At 36.7% G+C, this 13,530-nt stretch carries 11 protein-coding genes and 1 other RNA gene; all 12 read left to right on the top strand.

The features are described 5' to 3' along the window. Window positions 1–1,387: 1,387 nt before the first annotated feature. The 12 genes from ffs to lnt all read left to right on the top strand — a co-directional run bounded on the left by ffs (window position 1,388) and on the right by lnt (window position 13,501). Window positions 1,388–1,485: signal recognition particle sRNA small type (gene ffs / locus ACFIMP_RS05355), an RNA gene on the top strand. A gap of 223 nt (window positions 1,486–1,708) precedes the next feature. After that, window positions 1,709–3,649: a DNA polymerase III subunit gamma/tau gene (locus ACFIMP_RS05350; protein WP_375671923.1), complete on the top strand. Its 1,941-nt coding sequence runs from the start codon at window positions 1,709–1,711 to the stop codon at window positions 3,647–3,649. Between the two features lie 14 nt (window positions 3,650–3,663). After that, a complete protein-coding gene (locus tag ACFIMP_RS05345; protein ID WP_375611802.1) occupies window positions 3,664–3,987 on the top strand; it encodes a YbaB/EbfC family nucleoid-associated protein in 324 nt (107 codons plus the stop codon). A gap of 30 nt (window positions 3,988–4,017) precedes the next feature. Beyond that, window positions 4,018–4,623 (top strand): recombination mediator RecR, encoded by a 606-nt coding sequence (recR, locus tag ACFIMP_RS05340; protein WP_273790577.1) that lies wholly within the window; start codon window positions 4,018–4,020, stop codon window positions 4,621–4,623. Between the two features lie 49 nt (window positions 4,624–4,672). Further along, window positions 4,673–5,701, top strand: a complete 1,029-nt coding sequence (locus ACFIMP_RS05335; RefSeq protein ID WP_375613318.1) for a YeiH family protein — start codon at window positions 4,673–4,675, stop codon at window positions 5,699–5,701. A 734-nt stretch (window positions 5,702–6,435) separates the two neighbouring features. Then, a complete protein-coding gene (tsaB, locus tag ACFIMP_RS05330) occupies window positions 6,436–7,122 on the top strand; it encodes a tRNA (adenosine(37)-N6)-threonylcarbamoyltransferase complex dimerization subunit type 1 TsaB (protein WP_375613317.1) in 687 nt (228 codons plus the stop codon). Next, complete coding sequence (gene rimI, locus ACFIMP_RS05325) at window positions 7,122–7,613, top strand: ribosomal protein S18-alanine N-acetyltransferase (protein ID WP_375611805.1); 492 nt, start codon at window positions 7,122–7,124, stop codon at window positions 7,611–7,613. The genes tsaB and rimI overlap by 1 nt, the downstream gene beginning before the upstream one ends. Before the next feature lie 31 nt (window positions 7,614–7,644). Then, a complete protein-coding gene (gene miaB, locus ACFIMP_RS05320; RefSeq protein WP_375686107.1) occupies window positions 7,645–9,021 on the top strand; it encodes a tRNA (N6-isopentenyl adenosine(37)-C2)-methylthiotransferase MiaB in 1,377 nt (458 codons plus the stop codon). A gap of 159 nt (window positions 9,022–9,180) precedes the next feature. Then, entirely contained in the window at window positions 9,181–10,305 is a 1,125-nt protein-coding gene (locus tag ACFIMP_RS05315) for a PhoH family protein (protein ID WP_375613339.1), read from the top strand. Further along, on the top strand, window positions 10,302–10,769 hold the full coding sequence (ybeY, locus tag ACFIMP_RS05310) for an rRNA maturation RNase YbeY (protein WP_375613315.1): 468 nt from the start codon (window positions 10,302–10,304) through the stop codon (window positions 10,767–10,769). Before ACFIMP_RS05315 ends, ybeY begins: the two co-directional genes overlap by 4 nt. 109 nt (window positions 10,770–10,878) lie before the next feature. Further along, entirely contained in the window at window positions 10,879–11,904 is a 1,026-nt protein-coding gene (locus ACFIMP_RS05305; protein ID WP_375613314.1) for a hemolysin family protein, read from the top strand. Beyond that, on the top strand, window positions 11,867–13,501 hold the full coding sequence (lnt, locus tag ACFIMP_RS05300; RefSeq protein ID WP_375613313.1) for an apolipoprotein N-acyltransferase: 1,635 nt from the start codon (window positions 11,867–11,869) through the stop codon (window positions 13,499–13,501). Before ACFIMP_RS05305 ends, lnt begins: the two co-directional genes overlap by 38 nt. Window positions 13,502–13,530 lie beyond the last annotated feature (29 nt).

Raw genomic sequence — 13,530 nt, 5'->3', positions numbered from 1 at the left:
GTATTTTCTACTATCAGAGCTATTTTTTTAATAAGAATATAACTTCTATCTTTGCAACTGCTTTATTTTAAGTACTATAAAGCACATCGTACCCAAATCACTTAGATAAACAGAAAAGTAAAATTTGCTCTACAGATGCATTCCTCACTGCACTTTAAGTCATACTCATTCAGCTTTTTATAAAAATTATCTCGCTTTTCCCTCCTTATTAAAGAATATAATTATCTGAAACTATAAAATGTCGCTTATATCGAATAAGAACCATTTTTATGCTTATAAAATCAGTACCCCCTTATTTCTATAGCGTTTAATGTTGCATCTTCTCTTGCATGAGTACAGTCTCTTAAAAATATATGAAACCTTTTCTCAAATAATAAAAATTCATATATTGATCCATCTTGTGATAAACATCAATGTTTTTTAATTAAAAGAACAAGCACGCAAAAAAAGAGCGATAACATCTACTCAGTATTTATATACGTTAAAAGAAAAAATATTACATATTTGATATTCTCATTCACTATAGAAATGAAGTGGTTCTCTTATAAGATATTTAATATATTGACTTATCATTATAAGAGTTCGATTTTTTATACTGAATTACAACCACAAATAAAGTAAGATCCTCCCATCTTAAATCTCATATTGAATCCATTAAAATCGTTTCCTTGAAAGTTACAAATGGGAGTGGTGTGTGAGTAAAAACGATTAAAAAAGGAATAAAAATGCTTCTTATAAAGCCTCTCAAGTGCAAGGGATCGCAACATTGGGAGTTGTTAAGTAGTATGAGGGCTAAAATTTATACTTTTATTAAGCATAAAAAAGATAGTGCACAATGGACTTATATCTCAAGGAGAGTATGTATACTATTTATGAGTGGCGTTTGAAATATAGTTAAGAGTATTGAGCAATCGCTCTTTAAAAAGCCTGTGAATGTATAACATTAAATGTATTCTGTTTGGGATGTTCTGTTTTGTATAGAGGAGCAACACCATTAAAGCAATATTTTATAATTATTTAAATAGCACTCTTCCCCCTAACTTTCAAATGTTAGCCAATTACATGATCTATCTGCTTTATTTGCTTCTTTGACTGTTGTAAATTTTTGATGATTCAATTTCGTAGTTTTAGAACAGATGTATCTATCCTAAAACTCTTACATGTTTCAGCGAATGAGAATAATTATACATTCAGACTATCTTAAGCGAAAAAATATTTTCATACCAAATAAATATGAAGAGCTACTGCTATAAAAACTGGTAAATCCACAATCTCTTTGTTGTTTATATGTCAATAAATTAAACGCAAAGGAAAATTCTTCGTCGTTCTTAGGATATTTTTCGTTTCTGATCTTGATTTTTCATTCCAAATCGACAATATGAGCTTGGGAGGTTGGTGGTGGACGGACTACTCGCCAACTGGGTCAGGTCTGGAAAGAAGCAGCCCCAACGAGTTCTGGTACGGGTCATCGTTCCAACCTCCTATTTTGCTGAAGAAATTATTTTTTATGCTGTCTTTTAGCGAGGTATTTTTAATCTTCAGAGCAGCATTTGTATGCAGCAAATAAAGGGGTTTTGTTATTTTTAAACAAATTGTCCCATAAATAATTTGATTAAGAAAAAATCCTTTTATATGAGACTACAGTATTGATCTATGCTTTTGTATTATCAAAATGTACGCATAAAGAACTTCGAAGTTGGAAATACTCATGGAAAATTTACCGGTAGAAACAGCCTATCGTGTTCTTGCTCGTAAATATCGACCCCAAAACTTCTCTGACCTCATTGGTCAGGAAGCTATGGTGCGTACTCTCACCAACGCCTTTGAAAAAGGTCGTATTGCACAAGCGTGGATGTTAACAGGGATTCGTGGCGTAGGTAAAACCACAACAGCACGTATTTTGGCACGTGCGCTTAATTATAAAACAAAAGATATTGATCAACCAACAACTGTATTGGACTCTCTTGGTGAACATTGCACACAAATTATCGAAGGACGCCATATTGATGTTATAGAAATGGATGCCGCTTCTCATACGGGCATTGATGATATTCGTGAAATTATTGAACAAATACGCTATCGTCCTGTTTCTGCACGCTATAAGGTTTATATTATCGATGAAGTACATATGCTCTCAACACAAGCCTTTAATGGTTTATTGAAAACTCTTGAAGAACCACCTTCCCATGTGAAATTTATTTTTGCCACAACAGAAATTCGCAAAGTTCCTATTACAATTCTTTCGCGTTGCCAACGTTTTGATTTACGACGTATTGACTCAAAAGCTTTGAGTGCACATTTGCGTCAAATTGCGAAATATGAAAAGGTAGAAGTAGAAGATCAAGCACTCTCTATGATTGCCCGTGCTGCAGAAGGATCTGCACGTGATGCATTATCCATTTTTGATCAAGCAATCGCCCATAGCAATGGCAATGTTAATGCTATTGCGGTGCGTACAATGTTAGGATTAGCGGATCAAGCACGTATTATTGATCTTTTTGAATTTATCATGAAGGGCGATGTTGTCAATGCGTTACATGAATTACGCAGTCAATATGAAGCAGGTGCTGATCCTCTTACTATATTGACAGAACTAGCCGATTTTAATCATCTGGTCACACGTTTACGTTTTACACCAGAAATAGTGGAAGATTTCTCTCTGACTGAAGAACAACGTTTAAGAAGTTTAGACTTTTCAAAAAAACTTTCCGTTCCTATTTTATCCCGAAACTGGCAAATGTTACTCAAAGGTTTACAGGAAGTTAATCAAACTGCACGTCCTCTTCAAGCCGCTGAAATGCTTTTAATTCGTCTTGCTCACACGGCTGACTTACCAACTCTTGATGAGGCTTTAAAAAAGCTTACGCAAGAAAAAACGCCTCTCACACTGGTTAAAAACTCTTCTCATCAAGAATCTACAAATGCAAATAATATAACAAAAGAAACAATGGTCGGAGCCCATGCTTCCTCGAGCGTTTCAAATACATTACTCGATCAATCAGATTTAAAAAGCTCTTTGAAAAACCAATTAGATCATTCCTTACAACCAGAAAATTTAGTTAAAAATCAAAACCATGACAAAATCAGCGCCCAAGAAGTAACAGAAATTCTAGAAACTTCTCAATCTACTGATCTTTCTGAAAAGATTGCAAATTTATCGCATTCTGTCACGCAAACAACAGAAAAGATTACTGAACCTAAAACTCTCGTGATTAATTCTTTGCACGATATTGTTCAATTAGCCGAACAGCATAATGACGTTCCTTTCAAACTCCTTGTTAAAGAATTTGTTCATCCTGTTTCTTTTGAAGCTGGGCATATTACCTTGAGACTTTCTGAAAATACCCCACAATTTCTTGCTCATGATATAGAAAAAAAGATATCTCAATGGACTGAAAAACGCTGGACAATAACTTTTGTTAATGAAGGAGGTGGCCCAACCTTACAGGAGGAAAGTATAGCGATTCAAAAGACTCTTTTTTCCAATGCAGAAACAGATCCTGATATCGCGAAAATCCTCAATCATTTCCCAGAAGCAAAAATTGTCGATATTCGACTCAATAAAGAAGAAAATGATCTTGATTTACTCTCCAATACCTTTAAAAATGCTGATATTTTTAAAAATAAAAATGATATCAATGATGAATAAGGATACCTATTCCTATGCGTGAAATGATGAGCATGATGAAAAAAGCCAAAGAAATGCAAGAAAAAATGCAGAAGATTCAGGAGGAAATAGCTAATCTGCAAGCTGTGGGCACTGCAGGGGGTGGTCTCGTCAATATCACTTTAAATGGCAAAAATATTATAACAGCAATTCAAATTGATCCTTCATTACTCAAACCTGAGGAAGGTGAAATTCTTGAAGATCTCATTATGGCAGCTTATAATGAAGCAAGAACAAAAATCGAAGTTGCAATAGAAGAAAAAACCAAAAGTATGACCGCAGGGCTACCACTCCCATCAGGTTTCAAACTTCCATTTTAATGAAACGGTTTTTTCCCGTGAGACAAAAATATGTCTAAATACATTGCAGGACCTGAGATTGAACGTCTCATTCAGATTTTATCACGGTTACCAGGTCTTGGTCCACGTTCAGCACGTCGTGCTGCGCTTCATCTTATCAAAAAAAAGGAGACATTGCTGGAGCCTTTGGGAGCGGCTATACAAGCAGCTATCGAAAAAGTCGGTATTTGTTCTGTTTGTGGAAATGTCGATACCATTGATCCTTGTTCAATTTGTACAGATTTGCGCCGCGATGATACAACAATCATCGTTGTTGAGGATATTGCTGATCTGTGGGCCCTTGAGCGCGCAAAAACTTTAGCCGCACGTTATCATGTGTTGGGTGGACGACTCTCCCCCTTAGATGGAATAGGTCCTGACGAACTCAACATTGCCACCTTAATACAGCGTGTTGTACAAAACCCTATTACGGAGATTATTCTTGCTGTCAATGCGACTGTCGAAGGTCAAACAACTGCTCACTATATCACTGATCAGCTTTCTAATTTTCCAGTTAAAATTACGCGACTTGCTCATGGTGTTCCTGTAGGAGGTGAGCTTGATTATCTTGATGATGGAACTTTAGCAGCAGCTGTACAAGCAAGAACAAATCTTTAAAGCTTTTTCTTCTTAACCTTTAGCTCTTTAATGACGGGGGAATATTAAAATGATAAAGAAAAATCTCTCACTTTTAAACGACTTTGGTCCTGGTGTTTTAGTATGTTTACTCATATCAGCCTTAGCTTATGGCTTAGAAGTTGTAGAAAAACAGCTTTTCACGGAAGCGTGGCTTGAAAGCCTTGTTTTGGCAATTCTTCTAGGATCAATTATCCGTAGTTGTTTTTCTTTGCCAACATATTTTCAAAAAGGTATCACCTTTTGTGCAAAAACACTTCTCGAAATTGCTATCGTTCTTCTAGGAGCAAGCATTAGCATTAACGCAGTCCTTTCAGCTGGTTGGAATTTGCTTGCTAGTATCATATTCGTGATATTCGTAACAATTATCCTGAGCTTTGCCATCGGCCGACTTTTCGGGCTTTCTACACATTTGGCAATGCTGGTCGCTTGTGGGAATGCTATTTGTGGCAATTCAGCTATTGTCGCCGTTGCACCTGTTATAAAAGCAAAACATGACGATGTAGCCGCATCAATTGCCTTCACTGCTCTTTTAGGAATTCTTATTATTTTATTTCTACCCTTTTTACATCCATCTCTGAATTTGTCATTTAGCCAATATGGTGTGCTTGCTGGCATGGTTGTGTATGCTGTACCACAGGTTTTAGCAGCAACAGCACCTATCTCTTTTCTAAGTGTTCAAATTGCAACAATTGTCAAATTAGTACGGGTTCTCATGTTAGGCCCTGTTATTTTTACTCTATCAATCATTTATCGCCGATCAGCAGAAACACGCTTGCGTTTACATACCCTCGTCCCATGGTTTATCATTGGCTTTATTATCATGATGCTTGTTCGCTCAAGTGGTCTTATCCCTGAAAAGGCTATCAATCCCATCAAATTTATTGCCCAGTTGTTTACTGTTATCTCAATGGCTGCACTAGGATTAGGTGTTGATATCCGATCACTAAAAAAAGCAGGATGGCGCGTCATTTTGGCTTCAACCTGCTCCATAATTATTCTCGGTATTTGTAGCCTTCTTATGATACAATTGAATGATTTAAATCATATAACATTTTAAATGTGCATTGATTATTATTTTTTCAACGTAGTATACAATCAACCCAAAGTCCTCATTATTATTAAAATCAGTTCTTTCATAAACCAGAAAAAGTTCTAAAATACTGCTCATTATTCTATACAAAAAATTGAAAGAGCTGATATTTAAGTGAAAACTGTCAAATGTGCTTTTCAGTCCATAATGATTTGCAACAGGGTAGTATCAAAATACGTAACTCATGCAAAACAATGCCATTTCTTTCATCTGCTCTCATTACGCTGAGTTTTTTATATAAAGACGGATAGAATATGTTCTTATTTGGAAAAAATGTGGGGTCATAACTTTTCCTCTTTTAAATTACTTTTACTTACTATGTAATACAAGTGGCATCAAAGTACTATTTGATAGCTTACAAGTTGTGACAACCCTTACATTTAAACGATTCGTGAAGGAGTTTTTATTCTTTTCTTCAACAGTTTTGATTCATACGCTAACTCCGCTTGTAATATACAAGCTAATAACTTTAATTGTTTCACCATAAGTAGACTTAAAATAAGAGAATCTTACAATACTCAAGGTACTCATTCAAAAAGTGATAAAAATAAGGATTAAATCAACATCTCGTTCTATCCCATAAAAAGATATTGTTGCTTATTGGCACTAGTAACTTTCTTACAAATGAAATATACGATAATGAAAAGATTAAAAATACAGCAGGACTTTTATTTATCGTTTTATTCAACTAAAATATTTTTATGCTTATCCTTGCTATAGATACTGCTTCAATTTATTGTGCTGTTGCGCTTATTCGTCATAAATCTGTTATTGCGCGTATCAATGAACGCATGAACAAAGGACATGCCGAAAAAATTATTGGGCAGATTACACAAATAATGAAACAAGCCAATATGACGCTTGATCAAGTTGAGCGTATTGCTGTCAATATTGGACCTGGATCATTTACTGGTGTACGTGTCGGTGTTGCAACAGCGCGCGCTTTGGCATTAGCACTTGAAATACCAGCTGTTGGAGTGAGTGCTCTTGAAGCGTTAGCAGCACAAGTTATAAACAATAAAAGTACAGCATCGGCAATTACTGTTGTCATTGAAGCAGGGAGAGGGATGTTCTACCATCAAAATTTTCATAATGATCTCACACCTTTGGGAGAGCCGGGATTAAAAACAATTGAAAATATCCTCGAAGATTTGCCAAAAAAAACCCGACTGACTGGCCCAGCTGCTGATGTCGTTGTGGAGCATATTAAAAACCATAAAATACACGAAAAAATTGTCCTAGAAAAAATCCCCTGCGAAGCGGCCGATATTGTAAACTATGCTTATCTTGCTGCAAACAAACAATCAAAAAATTCACCTCGCCCACTCTATCTACGCAGCGCTGATGCAAAACAACAAACCAATTTTTCTTTACCACAAAAAAAATAATGCCCAAATTTTCATTGACAAAAAAGAATTTTGGAATTGCTCCGCTACAAGTTAATGATAGTGCTTCTCTTCATCAAATTCATCAGCATTGTTTTACCCCTTCTTGGGAAAAACAAGCTTTTGATAATTTCTTAACAGATCACTCTATCTTCGGATACAAAGCTTTTCTCATTGATCACTCTGATCAAATTTTAGGCTTTTGCCTATGCCGTCTCATCCTTGATGAAGCAGAAATCATCACAATTGCTGTTCATCCTCATTATCGTCAAAAAGGAATTGGTACCTTTCTTATCGATCGTACAGTTCACCATCTTCACGACAAGGGCGCTATAAAATTATTCTTGGAAGTAGAAGCCACAAATCTTTCTGCTTTGAACCTTTATCAACGCTTTGAATTTCAAAAAATTTCTGAACGTCTTGCCTACTACGCGTCAAAAAATGGTCGTGGTGATGCAATTATCATGCAAAAAACTTTTAAGCAAATAGATTGAGATTTGTGTAAAAAACATTTACACATGCGCTATGAATAAAGTAAATCCTAAAAATACGCCTCCTGTTGCTCCTAAAAAGGTTTTTATCAAAACCTATGGATGTCAAATGAACGTTTATGATAGCCAACGGATGACTGATAGCCTCAGTTCGCAAGGCTATGTGACAACACAAATTCCCAATGATGCCGATCTTATTCTTGTTAATACCTGTCATATTCGTGAAAAAGCAGCAGAAAAACTTTATTCTGATCTTGGTCGTTTGCGCGTTATGCGTCAAGAGCGCACACCTGATAAACCCCTGATGGTTGGTGTAACAGGTTGTGTTGCACAAGCTGAGGGAAGTGAAATCTTGCGCCGTGCTCCAACAGTGGATCTTGTTATTGGTCCGCAAATGTATCATCGCTTGCCAGAATTGTTAGAAAAAGCCAAACAAGGGAAAAAAATTATCGAAACAGACTATGCTGTTGAAGATAAATTTGCTCATTTGCCGCCCCATAATAAACATGCAGTAAGAAAACGAGGTGTTAGCGCATTTTTAACAGTACAGGAAGGTTGCGATAAATTTTGCACTTTTTGTGTTGTTCCTTACACACGCGGTGCTGAAATATCACGGTCTGTCGAGCAAATTACCGAGGAAGCCCTTCAACTCATCGAAGCGGGTGTCAAAGAAATTACGCTGCTTGGACAAAATGTCAATGGTTGGCATGGACAAAGTGCTGATGGCAAAACTTGGCGTCTTGGCGATCTTCTTTATCATCTCGCAAAACTCGATGGTTTAAAGCGTTTGCGTTACACAACCAGCCACCCACGTGATATGGATGATAGCCTTATTGCCGCGCATCGAGATCTTGATATGTTAATGCCTTACCTCCATCTTCCTGTTCAATCAGGTTCAGATCGCATCTTAAAAGCCATGAACCGACAACACAAAAGCTCTCATTATCTTCATCTTATCGAAAAAATTCGAACCGCACGGCCAGATATCGCCTTTTCAGGCGATTTTATTGTAGGGTTTCCAGGAGAAACAGATGAAGACTTTGAAGAAACCATTGAACTTATTCAACAAGTACAGTACAGTTCAGCTTATTCTTTTAAATATTCCCCCCGTCCTGGAACAGTGGGAGCCACAATGAAAAATCATGTTGATGAATCTGTAAAAGATGCCCGACTTCAACATTTACAAGCCCTTCTCCTTGAGCAACAAAATGCGTTTTTGCGTTCTAAAATTGATCAAAAAACGAACGTTCTCATCGAAAAACCTGGACGTCACTCAGGGCAAATGGTAGGGCGTTCCCCTTGGCTTTTACCTGTTGTTGTCGATACAGAAGCCTCTACAGGTAGCGTGATAGAAATTCATATTAAAAATGCAAGCTCAAACAGTTTTGTTGGTGAAGTGACAAATAGATAAACATGCCTCTAATACCTTGTTCAAAAATAAATATTTTGGAAAACTCTTTTATTTTAAAAGCAAATGATTACATCTAAAGCGTGCACTTTTTGTAAAAATTGTCTTTTATAAAGTTTACTTAACAAAATGTGCAATATTTATGTAAATATGGAGAATAGGCTGAAAGCTTCAACCGAAAAAATAAAGCGTATTAAAGAAAAAGTAAATATGTCCCTTGAAAAGGCTGATACCTTGAAACAAACAAGCGCTTCAGATGTGAGCCAAGTTGTTTTGATTTTCGAAAATAATAAATATGCAAAAGCAGTTTTTGGTAAATTTGACGAAAATCTCGCTTATATCGAAAAAAAACTCGAACTTAGTATTCATCCGCGTGGTAATGAAGTCTTAATCCGTGGAAATATTTCTGTTATAAAACGTGCGCAATATGCATTGCAGCAGCTTTATGAACGTGCCAAAACACATCAAGAGCTCACTTTATCAGATATAAAAGGAGCGATTGCTATGGCAAATATACCAAAGAAGCAGAAAGAAGACACAATAACACACAAATCTGCAACGAAACGTATAGCAGCTCGGTTGAGTACCCATAAAAAAATAATTCATGCAAGAACTCCAACACAAGACGCTTACATAAGTGCTATGGAGCATACTGAACTTGTGTTTGGTGTAGGACCAGCAGGAACAGGAAAAACGTATCTTGCTGTTGCTCATGCTGCAATGCTTCTAGAACGTGGTATCATTGAGCGAATTATTCTCTCACGTCCGGCTGTTGAAGCTGGAGAACATCTTGGTTTTCTTCCCGGTGATCTCAAAGAAAAAGTCGACCCATATTTACGACCACTTTATGATGCTCTTTATGATATGATGCCCGCTGAAAAAATAGAACGCATTTTAGCCTCTGGTGTCATAGAAATTGCTCCTCTCGCCTTTATGCGCGGACGAACACTTGCCCATGCTGCTGTTATTCTTGATGAGGCACAAAATACTACGCCCATGCAAATGAAAATGTTCCTCACACGTCTTGGAGAAGGAACACGTATGATTGTTACCGGTGACGTAAGCCAAATTGATTTGCCTACAGGGCAAAAATCAGGTCTCATTGAAGCAATTCGCATTCTTTCAAATGTAGAAAATATTGCAATTGTGCATTTTGATGAAAAAGATGTTGTACGCCACCCACTTGTTGCTGCTATCGTTCGTGCTTATGATCGTGATTCCGAAATACAAAATAAAAAAAAATCATTCGCATGCGATGCATTAAAAAATGAATTTGATTCATCATGATTATTATTGATATAATGATTAAAAGCGCAGGGTGGAATGATGAGAAAATGCTTTATAATATCACTGAAAAAGCATTAATGGCAACTATGTATCATGTTTCATTGGAAAATGTTGTAAGCGAGATTAGCCTGCTTTTTACGGATGATGAACATATGGCACAAATCAATGCACAATGGCGCAACAAAAACAAATCTACTAATGTATTATCCTTTCCTGCTTTTCCACTTAAAGCTGGAAATCGACCTGGTCCCATACTCGGTGATATTATTATTGCCCGAGAAACTGTTGTTTTCGAAGCAGAGAAAGAAGGAAAAACATTTCAAGACCATTTAACACATATGATTGTTCATGGTATCTTGCATCTGCTTGGTTATGACCATGAAACTGATGATGAAGCATATAAAATGGAAAAGCTCGAAAGAGAAATTCTTCAAAAGCTTTCCATAAAAGATCCTTACGCATAATTGTCTATCAATGATAAAATTTAACTTTTAAAATCAATATTACCAGCATACCATTTAAAGCCTCTTATTTATCTATTATAAAAAAGAAAGTCTAGAAGATTTCAAAACCATGGCAAACAAAATAAATGCACAAAATAATAGTCAAGCATCTTCTAATAATGAAAAAGACCCCTCTCAGCAGACGAATCATACAGAGAAATATTCCCTGATGAATCATTTATTTTCATTCTTACGGGGTCGTAATTGTGCATCTACGTCACTGCGCGATGATCTTACCGTTGCACTCACGACTAACAATGAAAAAGATACCGCCCTCTTCTCACCTGAAGAACGTACTATGCTGCATAACATTTTACGCTTACGTGAAGCACGCGTGGATGATGTTATGATACCTCGTTCTGAAATCGAAGCATTAGAAATAAACACCTCTCTTGGAGAAACCCTTAAATGTTTTGCAAAAATTGGTCATTCTCGTATCCCCGTTTATGCTGAAACTTTAGATGATCCGCGCGGCATGATCCATATCCGCGATATTCTTAACTACATCACTCGCTTTATTATCAACCCAACAAAAACCGAACAAAAATCTGATTTGCTTCAATTAAACCATACAGACTTGCATACTCCAATCGGTGAATTGGATTTGATCCGAACAGTTCTCTTTGTTCCCAGTTCTATGCTTGCAAGCAAATTATTAACACGGATGCAAACTACACGAACTCAAATGGCTTTAGTTATTGATGAACATGGAGGAACAGATGGTCTCGTTTCAATGGAAGATATTGTTGAGTTAGTCGTTGGGGATATCGAAGATGAACATGATAATGTCGACAATGCTATCGTACGTGAACCAAATAATAAATGGCTCGTTGATGCAAGAACTGAACTAGAAGATGTGGAGAAAGCTCTTGGTCCTGATTTTATCGTAGGGGAATATGGTGATGAAGTTGATACTATTGGTGGTTTGATCGTCTCAATTCTTGATCGCATTCCTGCTAAAGGTGAAATTGTCGAAGCTGTACCTGGCTATAGATTTCGTATTTTAGAAGCTGATAAACGCCGGATTAAACGATTGCGCATTTTTCGCATTCCCAAAAATGAGAATCTTGAGAACAATGCCATCCCTAAAGAATAGTCCAGTATTTTTAAACAATTTCATCGTTTTTTTGTTCTCTGTTACAGGCTGGAAGCGCCAAGCATGGATATTTCTGTGTGGTGCTCTTACTTCTTTTGCACTTCCACCCTTTTATTTAACGCCTCTTTGCTTTTTAACTTTCCCTCTCTTTATTGTTTTACTTGACTCAATACGGGCCACCAAAAACAATAAAAAACATTTTTTTACTTACGCTTTAAGCTGTGGAACCTTTGGTTTTAGTTATTTTATTTGCGGCCTTTGGTGGCTATGCAATGCTTTGTTAACAGATCCAGATTCTTTTGGTTGGGCAGTCCCATTAGCCATTTTATTCCCTCCACTCTACCTTTCTCTTTATTGGTTTTTTTCTGGTTTCATTGTCGGTTTATTATGGACAAAAGGAATAGCACGCTTTTTTGTTTTAGCCTTTGCATTAGGATTATCCGAGTGGTTGCGTGCGTTTTTATTCACAGGATTTCCATGGAATTCTCTTGGCTATACAGCCATGCCAACCCCAATGTTCATGCAATCTGATGCAATCGTAGGACTTTACGGAATGAATATTCTTGCTGTCTTAGCCTACAGTTTGCCAACTGTTTTATTAACGGATGAAAAAAAGAAAGTGGCACTTTCTCTTTGCTTATCACTTATATTCATTCACTGTGGTTTTGGGTTTTATCGTCTTCATACTATAGAAAACACAACTGAAGATCAAAAAAGTGCTTATTGGGTGCGCATTGTTCAACCGTCCATCCAACAAAATATAAAATTGCGTGATAATACACGAGAATCTATGTTGGAAGCACATATGAAGCTAAGTGCAACGCCAACAACCGATCAAAATTCAGAACCCGATTTTATCGTATGGCCTGAAGCTTCCGTTCCTTACCTTCTCTATGATAATTCATCTATCACAATGCGCATTGCCTCTCTTTTAAAACCTAAACAATGGGCTATTGTTGGAGCAATACGCGCCAGCAATGATCTACCTCATTCCCAAACACAATATTTTAATACAATTGCAGTCATTAATGCTCAAGGTAATATTTTAAATACTTCCGATAAACTTCATTTGGTTCCTTTTGGTGAGTATCTTCCTTATCAGAATTTATTGAAAAAAATTGGATTGCGTACCCTTGCTGATAATATTGGTGGATATAGTGCTGCAAGTGTGCGCAAAATTGTTACAATGCCAAACGGATTTTCTTATCTACCCTTAATTTGTTATGAAGCAATATTTCCCCATGAAATGACTTTTAAAGGCTCCCCACCTCAAGCAATTATTAATATTACAAATGATGCATGGTTTGGTGTAACACCTGGACCCTATCAACATCTTCAACAAGCACAGCTTCGTGCCGTTGAACTGGGAATCCCCCTCATACGGGCCGCCAATAATGGCATATCAGCTGTTATTGATTCTTATGGACGAATCGTTGTAGCTCTTCGACAAAATGCTGTGGGCATTATTGATTCACAAGTTCCATCATCCATTACCCCTATAGGAAGCAATGAATACAGAACTTTCTCTACTTTTATCTTATTCATCCTTATGCTATTGTGTCGTATTGGTTTTGGTTTTACAAAACAGCTTAAATGATTCAAGTGCCCTTTGTACGGTATTGTGTT

Origin of the sequence: Bartonella sp. AP65SXKL (assembly GCF_042195725.1) — a bacterium.
Taxonomy (GTDB): domain Bacteria; phylum Pseudomonadota; class Alphaproteobacteria; order Rhizobiales; family Rhizobiaceae; genus Bartonella.
This window is presented reverse-complemented; position numbering and strand designations above follow the sequence as displayed.